General features: G+C 35.6%; 20 protein-coding genes. 11 read left to right on the forward strand and 9 right to left on the reverse strand.

The features are described from left to right. The first annotated feature begins 65 nt into the window (after positions 1–65). The 5 genes from mtgA to MODO_RS01540 all read left to right on the forward strand — a co-directional run bounded on the left by mtgA (position 66) and on the right by MODO_RS01540 (position 3,502). On the forward strand, positions 66–785 hold the full coding sequence (gene mtgA / locus MODO_RS01520) for a monofunctional biosynthetic peptidoglycan transglycosylase (RefSeq protein WP_006257620.1): 720 nt from the start codon (positions 66–68) through the stop codon (positions 783–785). 75 nt (positions 786–860) lie between these two features. Continuing rightward, the gene (locus MODO_RS01525) at positions 861–1,337 is read left to right on the forward strand and encodes a hypothetical protein (protein ID WP_006257621.1); all 477 of its coding nucleotides are present in this window, start codon (positions 861–863) and stop codon (positions 1,335–1,337) included. Positions 1,338–1,513: 176 nt separating this feature from the next. Next, positions 1,514–1,987: a Dps family protein gene (locus MODO_RS01530; RefSeq protein ID WP_006257622.1), complete on the forward strand. Its 474-nt coding sequence runs from the start codon at positions 1,514–1,516 to the stop codon at positions 1,985–1,987. 98 nt (positions 1,988–2,085) lie between these two features. Next, complete coding sequence (locus MODO_RS01535; RefSeq protein ID WP_006257623.1) at positions 2,086–2,676, forward strand: DUF1684 domain-containing protein; 591 nt, start codon at positions 2,086–2,088, stop codon at positions 2,674–2,676. Positions 2,677–2,746: 70 nt separating this feature from the next. Beyond that, the gene (locus tag MODO_RS01540) at positions 2,747–3,502 is read left to right on the forward strand and encodes an SDR family oxidoreductase (protein WP_006257624.1); all 756 of its coding nucleotides are present in this window, start codon (positions 2,747–2,749) and stop codon (positions 3,500–3,502) included. A 255-nt stretch (positions 3,503–3,757) separates the two neighbouring features. Here the strand turns inward: MODO_RS01540 and MODO_RS01545 are convergent, their stop codons facing one another. The 6 genes from MODO_RS01545 to MODO_RS01570 all read right to left on the reverse strand — a co-directional run bounded on the left by MODO_RS01545 (position 3,758) and on the right by MODO_RS01570 (position 10,476). Continuing rightward, positions 3,758–4,117: a hypothetical protein gene (locus MODO_RS01545; protein WP_225581463.1), complete on the reverse strand. Its 360-nt coding sequence runs from the start codon at positions 4,115–4,117 to the stop codon at positions 3,758–3,760. A 339-nt stretch (positions 4,118–4,456) separates the two neighbouring features. Next, positions 4,457–6,562 (reverse strand): prolyl oligopeptidase family serine peptidase, encoded by a 2,106-nt coding sequence (locus tag MODO_RS01550; protein ID WP_006257626.1) that lies wholly within the window; start codon positions 6,560–6,562, stop codon positions 4,457–4,459. Positions 6,563–6,694: 132 nt separating this feature from the next. Next, positions 6,695–7,231: a DUF4625 domain-containing protein gene (locus tag MODO_RS01555; protein WP_006257627.1), complete on the reverse strand. Its 537-nt coding sequence runs from the start codon at positions 7,229–7,231 to the stop codon at positions 6,695–6,697. Positions 7,232–7,296: 65 nt separating this feature from the next. Continuing rightward, complete coding sequence (locus MODO_RS01560; protein ID WP_006257628.1) at positions 7,297–7,659, reverse strand: hypothetical protein; 363 nt, start codon at positions 7,657–7,659, stop codon at positions 7,297–7,299. A gap of 1 nt (position 7,660) precedes the next feature. After that, entirely contained in the window at positions 7,661–10,027 is a 2,367-nt protein-coding gene (locus tag MODO_RS01565; protein WP_006257629.1) for a TonB-dependent receptor, read from the reverse strand. A 74-nt stretch (positions 10,028–10,101) separates the two neighbouring features. Then, on the reverse strand, positions 10,102–10,476 hold the full coding sequence (locus MODO_RS01570; protein ID WP_006257630.1) for a hypothetical protein: 375 nt from the start codon (positions 10,474–10,476) through the stop codon (positions 10,102–10,104). A 543-nt stretch (positions 10,477–11,019) separates the two neighbouring features. Here MODO_RS01570 and MODO_RS01575 point away from each other — a divergent pair. The 4 genes from MODO_RS01575 (at position 11,020) to MODO_RS01590 (ending at position 16,216) form a co-directional block, all read left to right on the forward strand. Continuing rightward, positions 11,020–12,210, forward strand: a complete 1,191-nt coding sequence (locus MODO_RS01575) for an aromatic amino acid transporter (RefSeq protein WP_006257631.1) — start codon at positions 11,020–11,022, stop codon at positions 12,208–12,210. Positions 12,211–12,333: 123 nt separating this feature from the next. After that, a complete protein-coding gene (locus MODO_RS01580) occupies positions 12,334–13,506 on the forward strand; it encodes a BamA/TamA family outer membrane protein (protein ID WP_006257632.1) in 1,173 nt (390 codons plus the stop codon). An 8-nt stretch (positions 13,507–13,514) separates the two neighbouring features. Next, on the forward strand, positions 13,515–15,239 hold the full coding sequence (locus MODO_RS01585) for a phosphoethanolamine transferase family protein (protein WP_006257633.1): 1,725 nt from the start codon (positions 13,515–13,517) through the stop codon (positions 15,237–15,239). Positions 15,240–15,250: 11 nt separating this feature from the next. Continuing rightward, positions 15,251–16,216 carry a PCMD domain-containing protein gene (locus MODO_RS01590; RefSeq protein ID WP_006257634.1) on the forward strand — a complete coding sequence of 322 codons (966 nt, stop codon included), beginning with the start codon at positions 15,251–15,253 and terminating at the stop codon, positions 16,214–16,216. A gap of 64 nt (positions 16,217–16,280) precedes the next feature. Here MODO_RS01590 and MODO_RS01595 read toward each other — a convergent pair whose 3' ends face one another. Both MODO_RS01595 and MODO_RS19530 read right to left on the reverse strand, forming a co-directional pair. Continuing rightward, positions 16,281–16,895: an FAD-dependent oxidoreductase gene (locus MODO_RS01595; RefSeq protein ID WP_006257635.1), complete on the reverse strand. Its 615-nt coding sequence runs from the start codon at positions 16,893–16,895 to the stop codon at positions 16,281–16,283. A gap of 5 nt (positions 16,896–16,900) precedes the next feature. Next, positions 16,901–17,095, reverse strand: coding sequence for a hypothetical protein (locus tag MODO_RS19530; RefSeq protein WP_006260500.1), 195 nt, complete (start codon positions 17,093–17,095; stop codon positions 16,901–16,903). Positions 17,096–17,479: 384 nt separating this feature from the next. Here MODO_RS19530 and MODO_RS01605 point away from each other — a divergent pair, with 384 nt between their 5' ends. Continuing rightward, on the forward strand, positions 17,480–18,055 hold the full coding sequence (locus tag MODO_RS01605; RefSeq protein WP_006260499.1) for a DUF3109 family protein: 576 nt from the start codon (positions 17,480–17,482) through the stop codon (positions 18,053–18,055). A 2-nt stretch (positions 18,056–18,057) separates the two neighbouring features. Here MODO_RS01605 and MODO_RS01610 read toward each other — a convergent pair whose 3' ends face one another. Continuing rightward, positions 18,058–18,495, reverse strand: a complete 438-nt coding sequence (locus MODO_RS01610; protein WP_006257637.1) for a retropepsin-like aspartic protease — start codon at positions 18,493–18,495, stop codon at positions 18,058–18,060. A gap of 80 nt (positions 18,496–18,575) precedes the next feature. Here MODO_RS01610 and MODO_RS01615 point away from each other — a divergent pair, with 80 nt between their 5' ends. Further along, positions 18,576–19,346 (forward strand): TatD family hydrolase, encoded by a 771-nt coding sequence (locus tag MODO_RS01615; protein ID WP_006257638.1) that lies wholly within the window; start codon positions 18,576–18,578, stop codon positions 19,344–19,346. Positions 19,347–19,358 lie beyond the last annotated feature (12 nt).

The following is a 19,358-nucleotide window of genomic DNA, read 5'->3' on the forward strand; positions in this document are numbered from 1 at the left end:
TAATTTTTTATTTAGCAACCGTTTTTTTATTTACTTTTGCGCCGATTTATATACATTATTTCGTCATGATACGAAAAATAATACGCTTCTTTTTAAAGCTAGCACTTCTCTTTTTTGGACTGAGTATTTTCTCAGTACTAGTCTTTCGTTTTGTCCCTGTACCTTATACCCCACTGATGTTTATCAGACTGTATGAACAGGTCAAAGACGGCAAACCAATGACACTACAACATAAATGGGTACCTCTAGACGACATCAATGTCAATCTACAGAAGGCAGTGATCGCTAGTGAGGATGGACACTTCTTGACGCATAATGGTTTTGATTTTAAAGCCATAGAGAAAGCAATGAAGAACAATGAAAAAGGCAAAAAGATCAAAGGCGGTAGCACCATCTCACAACAGACTGCTAAGAATGTGTTCTTATGGCCAGGGCGTAGTTATATCCGCAAAGGCTTTGAAGCGTACTTCACTGTACTGATAGAGTTCTTATGGCCTAAGGAGAGAATCCTAGAAGTCTATCTAAATAGTATAGAGATGGGTGATGGTGTCTATGGAGCACAGGCTGCGGCAAAGCATTGGTATAATAAAGATGCAAAGAGCTTAACTGCTAATCAAGCAGCAGGTATTGCGGTCATCCTACCGAGTCCGAGACGATATAAAGCCAATAACTCTGGACCATATATCGCGAAAAGAAAGAATACAATCACACGTTATGTGAACAACTTCGGTCCTCTCGATTTTAATAAGAAAGGAGCTAATAAAACAGAGAATAAAAAGAAGTAATCCTATTTTAACTATTTAAATTACAGTATTAACATAGTTTTTTTATAACTTTGTTAGGAACTAAAATAAATTCCTATGAAAAAAGTATTGTTATCATTCGCAGTAGTTGGATTATTATTCGCTACTTCATGTAAAGACACAAAAGCTGAAGAAACAACTCCAGCTGTAGAAAACACAGAAGCTACAACAGAAGAATCAGCTGCTGTATCAGAATTTGAAAAAGCTAAAACTGAAGCTGAAACAAAATTAGCTGATGCTAAGAAAGCAGTAGAAGAAGCTGTTAAAAAAGGAGACAAAAAAGCTCAAGAAGAAGCTAACAAAGCTTTAGAAGCTGCACAAAAAACTTGGGATGATGCTAAAGCTAAATTCGAAGAAGTAAGCAAAAAAGCTGGTGATGCAGTAGAAAACGCTAAAGATGCTACTGAAGAAAAAGTAGAAGAAGTAAAAGACGCTACTGAGAAAAAAGTAGAAGAAGTGAAAGAAGCTACTGAAAAGAAAGCTGATGAAGTAAAAGGTGCGATGAAAGACGCAGCTGACAAACTAAAAAAATAGTATTTATAGAATACGGAAAGGAGCTCATGACGAGCTCCTTTTTTTGTTTACTCTTATAAGGATACTATAAATTTTATAGATATTTTTAATATCTTCATAAATATAAACAATTACGTATCAATGACATTGCCTAATATATTTCGTACATTTACATAGTAATAAAAAATCAAAACACTATGAAAACAAATATCGGTCTTACAGACAACGCACGTCAATTCAATGCAGAAGTACTATCTAAATTATTAGCAGATGAGTTTATCCTTTACACTAAAGCGAGAAATGCTCATTATAACGTAACGGGGGTAGACTTCCATTCTAAACACGTATACTTCGAAGAACTATATACAGAACTAGCAGTGAATGTAGATGCTGTAGCAGAACGTATTAAAACTCTAGGACACTATGCTCCTTCTTCTTTAAAAGATTACTTAAAACTAACTCACTTAACAGAAGAGAGAAAAACTACAGATACAGATAGTAAGTCTTGGATAGCTGAGTTATTAATAGACTATGAGGTAATCGTATCATTCATCAGACAGAATATAGATGCTATTGAAGAGTCTAATGATAAGAGTACTGCTGACTTCTTAATCGGCTTAATGGAAGCGCATGAGAAAACAGCTTGGATGCTACGTTCTCACTTAGGATAATCAGTGAAACAACATTATATCAAGGTTTGCCTTTTTTGGGCAAACCTTTTTTGTTACTTTTACCTCAAACAACAATAACCAATATGAAAAAGCTATTTATGTTGGGAGCAGTATTATCCCTACTAGTATCGTGTTCTCAACCTAAAACAGATATAGAAAGAGCAGAGGTATTCCAAAAAGAACTCAACAAAGAGTTTAGCGACTCTAAAACATCTCCATTACCTAAGGATGCCCTAAAGAAGTTTAAAGGACTTGATTTCTTCCCTATAACAGAAGATTATGTTGTAGAAGCTAAACTAGTTCGCACACCAGACGAAAAGCCTTTTACGATGCCTACAACGACTTCGAATAAGCTGAATTATGTCAAATACGGAGAACTACACTTTACATTAGATAAAAAAGAACATAAAGTAGATGTCTTTCAGGATCTAGATATCCTAAAGAAAGAAGACTATGCTAATCATCTATTCTTACCCTTTACAGATCTTACTTCTGGGGTGACTACTTATGGTGGAGGTAGATATATAGATTTAGAGATACCAGAAGGAGACCTTATCACTCTAAACTTTAATCAGGCTTATAATCCATTCTGTGTGTATAACCCTAAGTACTCATGCCCTATACCACCTGAACAAAACTTCATAGAAGTAGAAATAAATGCTGGTGTAAAAAATTATAAATACGAATAAGCAGAGTAGCAAGAAACGGATTGTGAGTGAGTAAGAGTCAATATACTTTTGGGTTTCTAAATACAGTAAAATGAAACTAAAAGGTAAAATAGCGCTTATCACTGGTGGAACTAGTGGTATCGGTAAAGCAACGGCACTCCTATTTATCCAACACGGTGCACAGGTCATCATCACAGGTAGAAATAAACATACTATCGACAGTACAGTAGCAGAACTAGGTCATCAGGCTATAGGTATCGTCTCTGACGCAGGTAATATGGTAGACCTTATGCGTCTAGGTGAACAGTTACGACACTATACTACTCGTTTAGACATTGTGTTTGTCAATGCTGGTTTTGGCAAATATGCTCCACTAGAACTAATAGACGAGACGCACTATGAAGAGATGTTCAATACTATCGTTAAGGGGACTCTATTCACTGTACAGCAGGTCTTACCTCTTATGTCTAGTGATAGCGCTATTGTGCTAAACACTTCTATTGTCACAGAAGTAGGGATGCAAAACTCTAGTGTCTATTCTGCTGCTAAGGCAGCTGTACAATCGTTCACTAAGACCTTTGCCTCTGAATTAATCAGTAGAGGAATACGCGTTAATGCTATATCTCCTGGTCCTATCCAAACGAATTACTTCGACCGATCAAACTTATCCAAAGAACAGGTCGAATCTTTCACGACTTCCTTTGCACCACAGGTGCCTATACAGCGCTTCGGTCAAGCGTCTGAAGTAGCAGAAGCAGTCATGTTCTTAGCTTCTGATGCCGCTTCATACATAGTAGGTACAGAGCTAAGTGTAGATGGAGGCTTTCCAAAGATAAAAACATCATAAAGAAAAAGGCGATAAATTAAAAAGGCGAGTCAAAATATTGACTCGCCTCTATTTTATTTAAAAACTGTTGTTTCCTATTTCTGTTTCTTGATACCCATATTGTATAGTGTAAATGCTTGTAAGTCTCATTCACTTGTATTGAAAAAGTTGCATCAATTTGTCCAACTTTTTAAAGTCAGTCCAAAGACTTTTTTGCACTTTTATTTCTTTAAAGTGAAAGTACTTATATAGACTTTGTAAAAAACAAGAAAAAAATTAATGAGATAATTGAACAAAATAAGAACCTTCTTTCGAAGCTATTAATTTCTTTCCTTTAAATAACTCTAATTTTATATATGGTGATTTAACTTTGTTATCAGGATTATTGGAAACTAAAACCTTTATTTGTGTAGAGTGGTGTTTTCTTTGTTTAATTTCTATTTCACTATTACCTTCTATTTCATATCTATTATTACCTCCCACACCTTCATAAGTTAATATTAAATATGTCTCTTTAGGATTTGTTGTTACTTTTAATCTGTAAGTACTAATAGGGTTCAACTCTTCGTCTTTTGAACAAGAATTAAAACTCATAACACACATTAATACTATAAATATAGCTAATAATTTTTTCATGTTTTTGTTTATAATTTCCACAAACATACATTTTAAAAGTCTAAAATATATGTCAAGATATGTCTTGTTTGTTACAAATTGAGAATTTCTATTTCACTTTTAATCTTAAGAAAGCAAAATTGGTAAAGTGAGAGCAATATAAATTATAGGTATGCATCTGATATTGTGATACTAGTGACATCTATATTTTCTAGAATCATTATTAATCTAATAGAGAAACTGAATCAATAACATACTGGACTGAACTATAACTAAACGAATAAAAATAGGTCTCTTAAAAAAACAAAAGGCGAGTCAAAATATTGACTCGCCTTTATTGGATTTAAAAACTGTTGTTTCCTATTTCAGTTTCTTGATACCCATATTGTATAATGTAAATGCTTGTAAGTCTACGTGCTCTTGTATTTGTTGAGCAATAGATTTACCAGCACCATGTCCTGCATTCGTTTCAATACGAATTAACATAGGGTTATTACCTGTATTTTTAGCTTGTAACTCAGCTGCAAACTTAAAGCTGTGCGCTGGTACTACTCTATCATCATGGTCTCCAGTAGTTACCATTGTAGCAGGGTATGCTACAGCTTTCACATTGTGTAGAGGAGAATATCCTTTTAAGTACTCGAACATCTCTTTGCTATCTTCTGAAGTACCATAGTCATACGCCCATCCTGCACCTGCTGTGAATGTGTGGTAACGCAACATATCTAATACTCCTACTGCTGGTAAAGCTACTTTCATAAGATCAGGACGTTGAGTCATAGTAGCTCCTACTAATAACCCTCCATTAGATCCACCTTTAATAGCTAAGAAATCAGATGAAGTATATTTATTGTCAATTAAGTACTGACCTGCAGCGATAAAGTCATCAAATACATTTTGTTTTTGTAATTGAGTACCTGCTACGTGCCACTCTTTACCATACTCTCCACCACCTCTAAGGTTTGGTACAGCATATACACCACCATTCTCTAACCAAATAGCATTAGCAATGCTAAATGAAGGAGTCAAGCTAATATTAAACCCTCCGTAAGCATATAGCATAGTAGGATTCTTACCATCTAACTTAAGACCTTTTTTATGTGTAATGATCATCGGTACTTTAGTTCCGTCTTTAGAAGTATAGAATACTTGTTTAGACTCATATTGAGAAGAGTCAAACTTCACTTTAGGTTGCTCATATACTTTAGACGTACCATCTACTGGATTGAAAGCATAGATACTTCCTGCAGTGATATAGTTCGTGAAAGAATAGTACAATGTAGTGTCTGATTTTTTACCACCAAAACCACCAACAGTTCCAACTCCTGGTAATTCTACTACTCTCACTTTTTTACCTGTATAGTCATACTGCTCTACATACGCTACAGCATCTTTTAGGTAGTTAGCGAAGATATATCCAGCTCCTGTTGAAGGTGTCAATACATTCTTCGTTTCTGCGATAAAGTCAACCCAATTCGCTTGTCCTGGGTTCTTAGCATCTACAGTTACTACTCTTGTGTTAGGTGCTTTATAATCTGTTACGATATATAATTTACCATCTTTACTATCTAATACTCCATTACTGCTATCGAAGTTATTTACTACAGTAACAATAGGACTATTCGCTACAGTTAGATCTTTCACATAAAGCTCGTTTCCATAAGTAGAATTAGCAGCTGTAATAATTAAATATTTATTATCACTAGTCACTCCTCCACCTACGTAACGTCTCTTCTGATCTTTTCCGAAGATTAGAGCATCCTCTTTCTGAGCTGTACCTAATTTGTGGTAATATAATTTATGTTGATCTGTCTTCGCAGATAATTCACTACCTGTTGGTTTATCATAACTAGAGTAATAGAACCCTTCATTACCAAACCAAGAAACACCACTAAACTTCACATCTACTAATGTATCACCTATCACTTGTTTTGTTTCTGCATCTAGAACGATAATCTTTCTCCAGTCACTTCCACCTTCAGAGATAGCGTAAGCTACTTTAGAACCATCCTCAGAGAAATCAATACTTCCTAATGATGTAGTACCATCTTTAGAGAATGTGTTAGGATCTAAGAATACTTCTTCTTTACCAGCTTCATCTTTGCGGTATAAAATAGACTGATTCTGTAACCCGTCATTTTTAAAGAAATAAGTGTATTTACCTTCTTTAAATGGAGCACCGATCTTCTCGTAGTTCCATGCCTCTTCCATTTGTTTCTTTAGGTCATCTCTAAAAGGAATCTGAGCTAAATAATCAAAAGTAACTTGGTTCTCTGCTTTTACCCAAGCAGCAGTTTCTTCTGATCTATCATCTTCTAACCATCTATATGGGTCAGCTACTTCTACACCGAAGTAAGTATCTACTACCTCACCTTTTTTCGTGTCTGGGTACTTTAGTTCTACATTTGCTTCTTCCGTAGCTCCTTGCTTACAAGAAACTATGATTGTAGCAACTAGTAAAGTCATAAGTGTTTTTCTCATAAATGTTTAAGTTAGTTATTGTTTTCTTAAATAATAAGTTAGTAAATATATCCATAAATATATAAAGAGCAAGGAGAATCCTCCTTACTCTCTATATATTAACATTATTTCCTATTATTAATGCTTGTGTTCATGGTCGTGATCATGATCTCCCTCTCCTGGGTTTACAATATTCACAGTTCTAAATTCCATAGCTTGGTTACCTGCCTTATCTAATACTTTTACTACAAAGTGGTATTCACCTCTCTTTGCCTCTTTGTCTATTAAGATTTCGTGGTGATGTATATGTGCATTTCGCTGTCCATAGATATCATCCCAGCTATTTTTATATTTAAACGATTTGCGGTGTGCGTTCTCTTCATCATCGTGATCATGGTCATGATCGTGGTCAGCATGTCGTACAGATACACTGTGTGTATGCGTATGCCCCTCAGCTGAGTGAATGTCAATATCATAAGACCCTAAGGCGATATTATCTGATACATCCATATCAAAGTGGATAGTCTCTCCTGCTTCTAATTTAGCTCCTTCTTCTGGTGCGTTTAACACGATCACAGGTTTTTGAGTATCTACATCTGAATCACTCTTCAGACATGATGTAAATAATATACTACTTAATAAAGTTACGCTTGCTATATATTTTAATTGTTTCATTTTTTTAATGTTTAAAAATCCAGATTGTGACTTTATACTTAGCCTAGCACAATCTGGAGAATGAGTTAAATGTCTTTGTTCTTACCTAGTGCAAAATGAGTTAACTCTTCTGCAGGTGGTCCTCTTAACCAATAAAAAGGAAACAGACACTCTTTATAGCTGACTACTACCTCGATTACTAATTCATCGTGTACTCTCTCGACCCATAACACTAGTGTGGAGACTATGTGTTCTATAGCAGGTGAGAGCTTACATATATACTGCTCACAGTAGTGAATCGTATTACTATCTACATATTCTAATTTAGCTGACTTCTGCCCAAAGTGATGATCAATGATGACATAGTGAAGAGTATTGTTCAGTATAGGTACTAAGAATAAAGTACACCATAGCGAACATACTATAGCACGTATGTTCTTATCTGTCATATCAGAATGGTACTTGTATCATCAATTGTATTGAACGTCCTAACTCAGGTATACCTAATGGTCTGTAGAAGCTCGTATGATTTAATATCTTCGTATCGAACATATTTGAGATAGACAGTGTAGTACGCGCCTTAAACTTACCAAACTGTACTGTAGAAGACACTCCAGCACCGAAGCTCTGACTACTAGGTGTCACTTCTTCTCCCTGTGCAATACGTTCTTGCTCAGCATACCACTTCCCGTTAAAGTACACTTCTGACTCTTTAAACAGATCCGTATCTCTAAAGCTATATCTAACCTCTCCGAATACATTCATCGGAGGAGTGAATGGCAATGGATAAGCTCCGTTCTGCCCATTAGACACTTGCTGATTATAGATATACTCAAGTACTGCTGATATATTTAGACGATCAAAAAAACGTTTCTCTACTTTCCATTCAAAACCGCTAATGATAGCTTCTGACTGGGTATATTCATAAATCTGCCCACTATCTGGTAGTATAGAGAACTTACCTGATGGCTTTAGGTAGATATAATTAGAAAAATAATATAAATAAGGGCTAAACGTCGTATTAAACGTAGGAGTCTTAAACTCTGCTCTAAAGTCTAATGCAATCCCCTTCTCTGGATTAAGATCAGGATTCCCTTTCTCATGTCTAAAAGCTCCGTGGTGAACACCATTAGATGCTAACTCAATAGCAGTGGGGAATCTAAAGTTAGTACCCACGGTAGCTCCAAAATTAAAGTTGTCGTTTAGCGTATACTTTGCACCTACCATTCCATTCACACTATTGAAGTCTCTATCTGTAGTCGTACTTCTCTGTGCATATTTATTAGCTAGCTGATCTGCATAGCCCTGTTCTTTTAAATAGTCAAATAAGAATTGATCATAAAACGGCTTAACATGTACACTTGCATAGTCAAAGCGTGCTCCTCCTTCTAAAGTCAATTTATCATTCACGAAATACTCATACATCCCGAATACACCTGTACTCTGTCTATTAAACTTGGGTAATAAGAATCCGTATCCGTCAATGGTATTGTTCTGAAAATTCTGTTGTACTCCTAATGTCAACTTATGGTTGTTATTAAATAGATGTTCATACTTCACAGAAGCATCTACTGTATTTAATACAAACTGTAACTCTAGATTAGGGTTAGAACTTGGTGGTGTTTGATCATCAAAGTGAGAGTGAAACAAGCTGTGCTCTTGTCTTCTATTATTTTGATAAGCGACCATAAAAGTCCACTTATCTTGTAATGAACTATCCCATGTAGTTGTATTCACTACCTTAAAGTGATTGACGTTCTGACGTGGGTATTCTATATTGCGGTGATTCCCGTCATCTGCTACAGATGCCACATTAGGCAATCCGTGAGATCCTGGAAAGAATCCACTCTTGTCATAAACATTACTAATGCTCAGGATATTTTTAAAGTTATTATCCACATATCCTATTTGTCCATATAGTGCAAAGTTCTTAGAAGCAGTATTCTTCATTCTATTGCCATAGATAGGAATCACAGTGTTTAAATAGTTTATCTCAGACACAGGTACACGATAGTCACCAGCATCTTGACCTGTTGCTTTAAACTTATAGAAGAACTTCTCATCTCTTCCCTTTACCTGTACAGAAGCACCATACGAATCGTTAACTGTCTTGCCAAACATAGTAGCACTTCCACTAAATGAGTGTACTTCTGGTACCTTCTCATTATTAATCTTGATCACACCTCCGATTGCATCACTCCCATACTCAATAGTACCTACACCCTTTATCACTTCTACTTCTTCAGTACTGAAGGCATCTATCTCTAATCCATGGTCTGCTCCCCACTGTTGACCTTCTTGTTTGGCCCCATTCTCAGCGACAGCTACACGGTTAAATCCAAGTCCTCGAATAATAGGTTTAGAAGCTCCTGCCCCTATCTCCATAGCATTAACCCCTGGTACTGATGTCAAGGTTTTAGCAAATGAGCCTGAAAAACTCTCTACTAGTTGCTTATTACTAACTACCTCAGTATTCGCAATCGTCTTTAGCCCATGTGTCGATACAACTACTTGGTCTAGCAGTGTATTGTCCTCCTTAAGGTGCAAATCTAAATACATATCAGACTTCACTGTAAGCAAGGTATCAACAGTCTTATAACCAAGATATTCAACTAATAAACGGTGTTGACCTGCAGATACAGGTGTAGATATAAATTGTCCCTTCAGGTCAGTTCCAGACTGTAATCCCGAAAAAGTTATATTACTCCCTACTAATGCTTCTCCATATATGTCTGATACCTTACCCTTTACAACATATTGTTGTGCGTAAGTACCAATAGAAGCCACTAGTGAAAGCATAAGAATAGATATTCTCATTTAATCGCTAATAATTTAATTGTACATAAATAATCTATCCCTTTGCAAAGATTGCAAGAGACTTAAACAATAATTTATGCTAATACAGGGGGTGCCCTAAGGGAAAAGAATACCTGTGAAAGAGGTATAATAGATAGTGATACAATATCCTGAACTGATCTGGCTACATCATAAGTAATGAACTCTACAGACAATACATCTGAAGTGATAGCAGGGTTAAGTATAGTATCACAGACAAAACACTTGTCTAGCTGACTATGTGCTTCCTTAAAAGTAAGTTGATCCGATAGATCTCCTCTACTTTCATTAAAATGAGCATGTGTACTGTGTTCTTTTTCGTACTCTACTGAAGAAACAATATGTTCAAAACTATGCATAAACTGAAAAACGATGGTAAACATAATGGCTACCACCAACAATATTCTTGATATGTTTTTCTTTGCTTGCATACTGCAAATATAGACAAGAATGCTAGAAATAGACAATATGAATGATAATATTTAATAATTAGTTCATATTGAGAGTCACCCTCTTTCTAATTCTTATTCGATTAATCTCTTTTATAAACAAGGTATTTATTCATTTTCCTACTCTAAAACAATACTTCTTACAATTCTAGCTTTCTCAATACATAACATATTTTAAATCAGAATCATAAACTAAAATCAAATATTCTAACAACAATAAAACAACCTCCTTCCTAAAACACTGTAATCAATATTAAACCACTTCAGTCCTTCGATAGTATAATAAGGTAACACTAGTATACTGATTCCATAGTGATCGCATACTTTTAGCCCTTTTTTATGCGAGCAGTATCCGATAACTATGCGACCACTATGCGATAAGTCCAATTAGGGTTTGTCTCGTCCTACTATAGCTGTACAGTTATTGTTTACCCCATATCTCTAACTGTGCAAATGTGTTCAGCTTAAAGCAAAAATTATTGTTTGTGTTTTGTTACCTTTGTTTTTCATAAAAAATCATTAATAATGAATAGCAGACTATTAGGTAGTATATTAATTATAGCGGGTTCTTCTATCGGTGGAGGAATGTTAGCTATGCCTATCACATCAGCAGGAGTAGGCTTTATAGGGGCTACTTTACTGTTATTTATCATTTGGTTTGCGATGTGTTATACAGCATTGTTGATGGTTCGTATTTATGATTTTAATAGTCCTAAAGATGGCTTTGATACCTTGACTAGAAAGTATGCAGGATTCACTGTGAACAGAATAGCAGGGCTAAGTCTTATGTTCCTAATCTATGGGCTAACAGCTGCATATATGTCTGGCGGAGGGACAATCCTAAAGACGAATATAGACCTTCTACTAGACACTAATCTAGACGACCGCTTAGCTGTGCTTATCTTCTCAGCTATATTCAGTACTATTGTGATTATTGGGACGAGATGGGTAGATTGGTTTACTCGTATTCTTTTTACAGGTAAGCTTATCTTCTTAGCACTATTAGTGATCGTTATGACTCCTCTGATAGAAGGAGCAAATCTACTTCACATGCCCTTATCACAAGGTCTAGTGATTATGTCTATCCCTGCGATATTCACCTCTTTTGGTTTTCATGGAAGTATCCCTAGTATCGTTGATTATCTAGAGGGGAATAAGAAACTATTAAAAAGAGCTTTTATACTAGGAAGCTTACTACCCTTAGTGATTTATTTAGTTTGGCAGATCGTTATATTAGGAACTTTAGATCAAACTGTCTTTATGCAGATATTGCAAGAACACTCTGAGGTAAAAGGGTTATTACTTAGTATACGAGAGTTGTCGCACTCTACGTATATAGAGACTTTATTTAGTTTCTTTGCAGCAGCAGCATTAGGTACCTCTTTCTTAGGAGTAAGTATTGGATTATTAGATTACTATAAAGATTTGTTTAAAAATAAGTCAAAAAAATTAATCAAGCCTCTAGCTGCTATCTGTACATTCATACCGCCACTACTATTTGCACTCTTCTATCCAGAAGGTTTTATCTTGGCATTAGGATATGCAGCGATAGCAGGTGTTATATTAGCATTAGTTATTCCTGTGGTGCTGTATTTAAAGGCAATGAGATTTCACAAAATCAAAATTTCGTTGTTACAATATTTCATTATCAGTTTTATATTAATACTTTCTTTAGTAATAGTATTTGCACAACTATTAGTCGTTAGCAAAAGCTAAAACCTAAATGTTTTATAAACTTTCTAAAAGTTAGTTAAGAAACGTTTTGTATCATTTTAATTTAGGAATTTACCAGATTCTAAGACCTAGAAATTGCGTAAATTTGCAAGCTTAAATTATTATATGATAAACAAATACTTACTAACAACAATATTCGTTATCACACTGATAACGAACACCGTATCTTTTGCACAACAAAGTGCAGAAGTCATCTCTAATGAAGAGCAACGGGATAGCACGGCAGCAAAACAGAAATTTTTTGAACGTGTAGTTTCTTATTTTGAAGAAGCTAAGAAAGATAAATCACAGAGCAAATTTGACCTTTCATTCATAGGTGGGCCGAGCTACTCTGTAGATACTAAACTAGGACTAGGGATAGTCGCTTCTGGACTATACAGAGTAGATAAAGAGAACCTAGACTTACCCCCATCTGATCTCGCTATTTATACTAACTTTACTACAAGTGGATTCTTCGCTATCGGAGTAGAGAACACAACGATATTTCCTAATGATGATTACCGATTTCACTACGATATGGCATTTAAATATATGCCTAGTAAATACTATGGTATAGGATACGAGGCAGGTAGCCAAGGAGACTATGTAAAATACGATGAATATCACTTAGGCTTGAAATTTGATGTATTGAGAAAAGTGTTGCCGAATACGTATGTAGGATTAGTCTTTTCTGCTCAGAATATTCAGAGTAGAAACTTCAGAGATATGGAGGTGAGACCTGATACAGACTCTAAAGACACGGCTATCGGAGGAGGATTTATCGCGTCATATGACAGTAGAGACTTTATCCCTAACCCGAGTAAAGGAATCTTTATCCAATATGAACAGACTTTTTTCCCGAAAACACTGGGAAGTAATAAGCACTTCGGAAAAATTAACTTTACAGCACGTGCATACCAGCAGGTGTGGAAAGATGGTCTAATAGCCTTCGACCTAAACGGAGAGTTTAACAATGGTGAAGTGCCATGGACAATGCTTTCTAAGCTAGGAGGAGCTAGACAGATGAGAGGGTACTACAGTGGGCAATATCGAGATAGAAAACAGATCAATACACAGGTAGAGCTAAGACAAAAAATACATAACCGACATGGTGTAGCAGTATGGGGTGGTGCAGGTAATGTGTTCGAGAATATGGACAAGTTTGACTGGAGCCACACCTTACCAACCTATGGTATAGGATATAGATGGGAGTTTAAAAATAGAGTGAACGTACGTCTTGACTATGGTTTTGGTAAAGGACAGAGTGGATTCTATTTTAATATCTATGAATCGTTTTAAGGGATAAAATGACTGAACAATTAAATAAAAAAGGATTCTTTAGTAGAATCATAAATAACCCGATCGCCTTGTTTTGGTTCTATATTGCTGTCAATATGGTTCCGAGCATTTATTTTGTCTTTACACAACCCGTGAATCTAATTGGAAAAATCGTAGTCATACTGTTTCCTTTAGGGTTATTCATGACAATATTCTCTGCGTTTAAAAATTCGGGAGCCTGGTTATTACTATGTTTTCCATTCCTGTTTTTGCACGCTTTCCAGATCGTGTTATTCTACCTATTCGGAGAAGATGTGATAGCCGCAGATATGTTTCTAAACGTAGCAACTACGAATACTTCAGAAATAAATGAACTACTAGGTAGTCTATTGCCTTCTATCGCCTTTGTGTGTTTCTTATACATTCCACCTATCGTATTCGCTATACTTCAGTGGAAGAGAAAGAACTTCTTAGACTGGAGCTTTAGAAGACAGACTCTATTACCTGCAGTACTGTTATTAATAGCATCACTAGTATTATCATTCTTCAGTGCGAATAAGAACACTGGTACATTTGCCTTTAACCAAGATGTGTATCCTATCAATGCGTTACACAACTTAGGGTTCGCAGTGAATAAATGGGATAAGGTCAATCGATACCCTGAGACCTCTAAAGGCTTTACCTTTAAAGCTACTAGAGACAGCATCTCTACTGATAAAAGACAAATATATGTACTGATCATAGGTGAGACGAGTAGAGCTGATAACTGGTCTCTGTATGGATATAATCGCGAGACCAATCCGAAGCTAAAGAATGAAAAGAACTTAGTCGTGTTCAAAGATGCGTTAACGCAATCAAATACGACACATAAGAGTGTCTCGATCATCTTATCAGAAGCAGAGGCAGAAAACTATAATTCTATCTATGTCAAAAAAGGTATTGTACACGCGTTTAAAGAAGCTGGCTTTACCACGATATCGCTGTCTAATCAGGCAGAGAACTCTTCGTTTATAGAATACTTCACTAAAGAAGCAGATATCTATAAGACGATACGTACTACTGATAGCCATACCCGTATGACGGAGAATCACTATGATGAAGAGTTGGTAGACTTAATGCAAAAACACATACAGGAGACTACTGGAGATCTATTCATCTTATTACATACCTATGGGTCACACTTTAAGTATATGGAGCGCTACCCTGAGAACTTCAGACAGTTCACTCCTGATGAGATAGGTGGTGTAAAGAAGTCTGAGAAAGAACACCTAGTCAATGCGTATGACAACTCTATCTTATACACAGATCACTTCTTATCTAAAACGATAGAAGCCCTGAAACAGACGAATGAGGAAGTAGCTATGCTATATACTTCCGATCATGGCGAGGACTTATTCGACGATGATAGAAACAGGTTCTTACACGCTTCGCCAAGCCCAACCTACTATCAGCTAAGAATACCATTTTTAATGTGGTTCTCAGATGAGTATATTGATAACAATGAAAAGAGAATCACTGCGGTACAAGAGAATAAAAATAAGCCTATCTCTACGAATGCAGTATTCCATACGATGATTAATGCAGCACATATTCGCACTTCTTATCTAGAAAAGGACTTATCGTTAGTCAATAGAGCTTTTAATGCAGAAGCTCGTATGTACTTAAATGACCACGATATCGCTGTTCCTTATACTAAAATGAACTTGAAGAAAGAAGATTTCGAAATGCTGAAAAAGAATAATATTAAAGAATAAACAACAAAACAATGATACACAAAACTAAACATAAGATACTAGCACTAGCCATGTGTGCTATGCCGCTGCTAGCTACGGCGCAAAGCGAAAAAGTAGAACTTATAAAACTAGGTAATATGGATCACTGGATGGTACGCGAAGTTAAAGAATCGTTTATCATCGGGGGTAATACACAATACCTATACGAAATCACTGAAACAAAAGATACACTAAAGGACAATACGCCTTATAAGAATAAAAAGTCTCCTTGGGCTACCTCATCTGTACTAGCTACTGTAAGTGGTATAACGAAAGGGAGTGTAACTGTATTCCCAGAAAAAAGAGATAATGGATATGCGGCTCGTCTAGAGACACGTATAGAAAAGGTGAAAGTGTTAGGAGTAATTAATATCAATGTACTTGCTAGTGGAACAATCTTCTTAGGGGAAATGATAGAACCTATCACAGATACTAAAAACCCTCAAAGTAAACTAGTAACAGGTATTCCTTTTACTAAAAAGCCTAAAGCACTACAGTTCGACTATAAAGTAACTACTGGTGGTCCTTCTAAACGTGTGAATGGTATGGGAAGCGGAACTGATGCTAAGCGAAATGACAAGGCCGAGATACAGATTCTACTACAAAAGAGATGGGAAGACAAAGATGGTAATGTATATGCTAAACGTATAGGTACGGGATGGGAACTGATGGATAAATCTGTAAAAACGTGGCAAAACAAACACCGCCTGACTGTAAACTATGGCGATATCACGAAGCAGAGTTACTATGGTGCACATATGGCACTTAGAACAGGTAGCAATGCATACTACACTCGAAATAGCAAAGGTAAGATGGTGCCGATCATAGAAGAAGGTTGGGGTACTGCAGATGACGAGGTAACTCACCTAATCGTACAATTCTCTTCTAGTAATGGTGGTGCGTATATCGGTAATACGGATAGTCGTTTATGGATAGATAACGTAGGATTGGTTTATTAAAAAATATCAATACAAAAAAAGAGGTAGTTTAATCTGGATTAAACTACCTCTTTTTTTTATCTTATTACTTCACTCTAGTACTATCGTGGCTATGAGTTTCTATTCCTCCGTTCCACAAAGTCAGAATGTCTGTAGCTACAGCAGCTCCACTACCAGCAGCTATCGCTAACTGACTCCTATGTCCTGCTAATGTTCCTGCCACATAAACTCCTTCTGTTACTAAGTGATCTTCGTTTCTCAACTGGATTCTATTCTTAGCAGCTAGTGACTTCTTATGTGGTATCACATATTCCATTAATCCTTCTACTTCAAAGGTAGGACTAGAATTAATAGCTACTACAACAAGTGAAGTATAGTATACTTCCTTATTCGTCTTGACTTCAAATACTCCATCTTTCTTCTGTACAGAAATAACCTTCTCACCTGCGATCTGGTCAATGTGGTTGTAGTATTTTAAGTCTTCTATAGACTGTTCTAATAGGTCTTTTCCTAAAGTCCCTTGTTTTATACCATAAGCATTATAGAAGATAGCATCTTGAAGCATTGAGCTCTTCTGATGCATAATAATACCTACTTTCTTATCTGTTACAAAAGGTTTCTTTACAGCACTACCAATAACTTGCGCACAAGAAACTCCTGATACACCTCCCCCTATGATTAGTACATCGAATACTTCCATAGGTCTTATTTTGTTTTATCGTTTATCATTTTAGATGTACGGTAAATCAATAAGATGCATACTGCACAAAGCAATGCTACAATACCAATTAATGCGATTAGACTATCCCCTTGGAATAGGTTATTAAAATCTAACATTGTGATATTTAATACAATCAATGCCGCAACAAATGCTATAACTATGTAACTAAAAATTTTCATTTCGAATGATAAAGAATTTGATTTTACCATCCGAAAGTACAAAAAAACCACCACTCGGACAATCCTTTAACATTACCACTATATATTTTAACAACGAGATATAAAAGTCATAAAACGTGGTTTTTCACTATTTTTATCAAGAACTCATCACTATTCTTGAATCACACATCATAGATATAAGCGCTACAATGAAATAATCTAAAAAACATTAACATGTAAAATAATAGCGTAATTAACACTATTCTACTGATCTGGTACAACTATCTTATATTATGAACTTTATATTCATCCTAAATTACTTAGTGAAAAAGGTTAATCTAAAGGGTGTTACTCTTTATTACATAAAGATTTGTAATTTTGCAGCCAATTAATTATTATATTCAGATGTTTCAAATAGGAAAAACAATCGTATCAGAAGAAGTTCTAGAAAAAGAATTCGTATGTAACCTTTCGGCTTGTAAAGGGGAATGCTGTATAGACGGAGATGCAGGAGCGCCTGTAGAAGATGATGAAGTAGAGATACTTAGAGCTGTATATGATAAAGTAAAACCTTTCTTACGTCCTGAAGGTATTAAGGCAATAGAAGAACAAGGTACATCTGTATATGGTGATGATGATGAGTATGAAACTCCTCTAATAGAAGGGGGAGAATGTGCTTATGTAATCTACGAAAATGAAATGGCACTATGTGGAATAGAGAAAGCGTATAACGAAGGTCTAATCGACTGGAAAAAGCCAATCTCATGTCACTTATATCCTATACGTATCAAAGAGTTCTCTTCTTTCTCTGCTGTGAACTATCACAAATGGCATATATGTAGTGATGCTTGTACCCTAGGTCAAGAGTTAAGCGTACCTGTATATAAATTCTTAAAAACCCCTCTAATCAGAAAATATGGTGAAGATTGGTATAAAGAATTGGAACTAGTAGCAGAAGAGTGGAGCAAATCAAGACAATAGATTTATTGTATATAGAGCACTTGCTCTTTATAATCAATAATTGCATTCCCTTGTAGTAATACATCTGAGCCTATAATACCGTGTACAGTCTTTACTTTATACTCTACTAAGGCAACATTGACATGAGTTAAATCTATAATTACTAGGTTAAAACTCTTGTTATGCCAACGGCTCATTTGTAAATGATTATGATAGGCTACTTGGGTATGCATTCCATTAGCCCCTGCTCCTGAGGCTTTAGTAGACGAGTTCTCAGGAATAATATTAAAATGGTCTATATGACTAAAATCAATACAGCTATTAGATGCTCCTGTATCTAGGATAAAGTCTCCTAGGACACCATTGATTTTAGCTTTGACAAAAAGGTGGTTCGTTTTAGATATTTTAAACTTAATTTTCTTATATCCTCCCTTTTTTAATATATCTTTCATGTTTTCCATCAATCAAATGTAGTTTAAATTCTTTTTAAAAGGTACTTTTGTAGCATTAATCTAACATTATAGAAAAATACAATATTAGAATGATATTTACTGACACGCATACACATTTATACTCAGATGCTTTTGCAGAAGATCGTAAAGAAACAATAAATCGTGCAATATCTAGTGGAGTTACGCGTTTTTTTATACCAGCGATAGATTCAAGCTATAGCAATGCAATGTTTGAACTAGAGCAAGAGTTCCCTAATAATGTATTTCTTATGATGGGACTACATCCTACTGATGTAAAACCAGAGACGTATAAAGAAGAGTTGGCTTATGTAGAGCGTGAACTCGAACGACGTACTTATTACGCTGTAGGAGAGATAGGCATTGACCTGTATTGGGATAAAAGTACTTTAGCCATACAGCAAGAAGCCTTTCAATATCAAATTCAATTGGCAAAGAAATATAAATTGCCTATTAATATACACTGTCGAGATGCTTTTGACGAAGTGTTCGAAGTACTAGAACGAGAAAAAGGAGAAGGCCTTAGAGGGATATTCCACTGCTTCACAGGTACAGAAGAACAAGCGCTAAAAGCTATTTCTTATAACCTAAAGCTAGGTATAGGTGGGGTAGCAACGTTTAAAAATGGTAAAATAGATCAGTTTTTAAACAAAATACCACTGGAGCATATCGTATTAGAAACTGATTCTCCGTACCTTGCACCTGTTCCTTTTAGAGGAAAAAGAAATGAAAGTGCATATATCGTGAATATTGCAGAAAAATTAGCCGATATTTACGCGCTGCCTCTAGAAGAGATAGCAAAACAAACTACAGCAAATTCAATAGCTGTGTTTGGAATTTAAAACACGAAAACA

It is taken from the genome of Myroides odoratimimus, assembly GCF_001485415.1.
Taxonomy (GTDB): Bacteria; Bacteroidota; Bacteroidia; order Flavobacteriales; family Flavobacteriaceae; genus Flavobacterium; species Flavobacterium odoratimimum.

Bases quoted from the DNA above. Each gene is read 5' to 3' on its own strand.
- mtgA (WP_006257620.1), top strand. From the start codon at position 66: ATGATACGAAAAATAATACGCTTCTTTTTAAAGCTAGCACTTCTCTTT.
- MODO_RS01525 (WP_006257621.1), top strand. From the start codon at position 861: ATGAAAAAAGTATTGTTATCATTCGCAGTAGTTGGATTATTATTCGCT.
- MODO_RS01530 (WP_006257622.1), top strand. From the start codon at position 1,514: ATGAAAACAAATATCGGTCTTACAGACAACGCACGTCAATTCAATGCA.
- MODO_RS01535 (WP_006257623.1), top strand. From the start codon at position 2,086: ATGTTGGGAGCAGTATTATCCCTACTAGTATCGTGTTCTCAACCTAAA.
- MODO_RS01540 (WP_006257624.1), top strand. From the start codon at position 2,747: ATGAAACTAAAAGGTAAAATAGCGCTTATCACTGGTGGAACTAGTGGT.
- MODO_RS01545 (WP_225581463.1), bottom strand. From the start codon at position 4,117: ATGAAAAAATTATTAGCTATATTTATAGTATTAATGTGTGTTATGAGT.
- MODO_RS01550 (WP_006257626.1), bottom strand. From the start codon at position 6,562: ATGACTTTACTAGTTGCTACAATCATAGTTTCTTGTAAGCAAGGAGCT.
- MODO_RS01555 (WP_006257627.1), bottom strand. From the start codon at position 7,231: ATGAAACAATTAAAATATATAGCAAGCGTAACTTTATTAAGTAGTATA.
- MODO_RS01560 (WP_006257628.1), bottom strand. From the start codon at position 7,659: ATGACAGATAAGAACATACGTGCTATAGTATGTTCGCTATGGTGTACT.
- MODO_RS01565 (WP_006257629.1), bottom strand. From the start codon at position 10,027: ATGAGAATATCTATTCTTATGCTTTCACTAGTGGCTTCTATTGGTACT.
- MODO_RS01570 (WP_006257630.1), bottom strand. From the start codon at position 10,476: ATGCAAGCAAAGAAAAACATATCAAGAATATTGTTGGTGGTAGCCATT.
- MODO_RS01575 (WP_006257631.1), top strand. From the start codon at position 11,020: ATGAATAGCAGACTATTAGGTAGTATATTAATTATAGCGGGTTCTTCT.
- MODO_RS01580 (WP_006257632.1), top strand. From the start codon at position 12,334: ATGATAAACAAATACTTACTAACAACAATATTCGTTATCACACTGATA.
- MODO_RS01585 (WP_006257633.1), top strand. From the start codon at position 13,515: ATGACTGAACAATTAAATAAAAAAGGATTCTTTAGTAGAATCATAAAT.
- MODO_RS01590 (WP_006257634.1), top strand. From the start codon at position 15,251: ATGATACACAAAACTAAACATAAGATACTAGCACTAGCCATGTGTGCT.
- MODO_RS01595 (WP_006257635.1), bottom strand. From the start codon at position 16,895: ATGGAAGTATTCGATGTACTAATCATAGGGGGAGGTGTATCAGGAGTT.
- MODO_RS19530 (WP_006260500.1), bottom strand. From the start codon at position 17,095: ATGAAAATTTTTAGTTACATAGTTATAGCATTTGTTGCGGCATTGATT.
- MODO_RS01605 (WP_006260499.1), top strand. From the start codon at position 17,480: ATGTTTCAAATAGGAAAAACAATCGTATCAGAAGAAGTTCTAGAAAAA.
- MODO_RS01610 (WP_006257637.1), bottom strand. From the start codon at position 18,495: ATGGAAAACATGAAAGATATATTAAAAAAGGGAGGATATAAGAAAATT.
- MODO_RS01615 (WP_006257638.1), top strand. From the start codon at position 18,576: ATGATATTTACTGACACGCATACACATTTATACTCAGATGCTTTTGCA.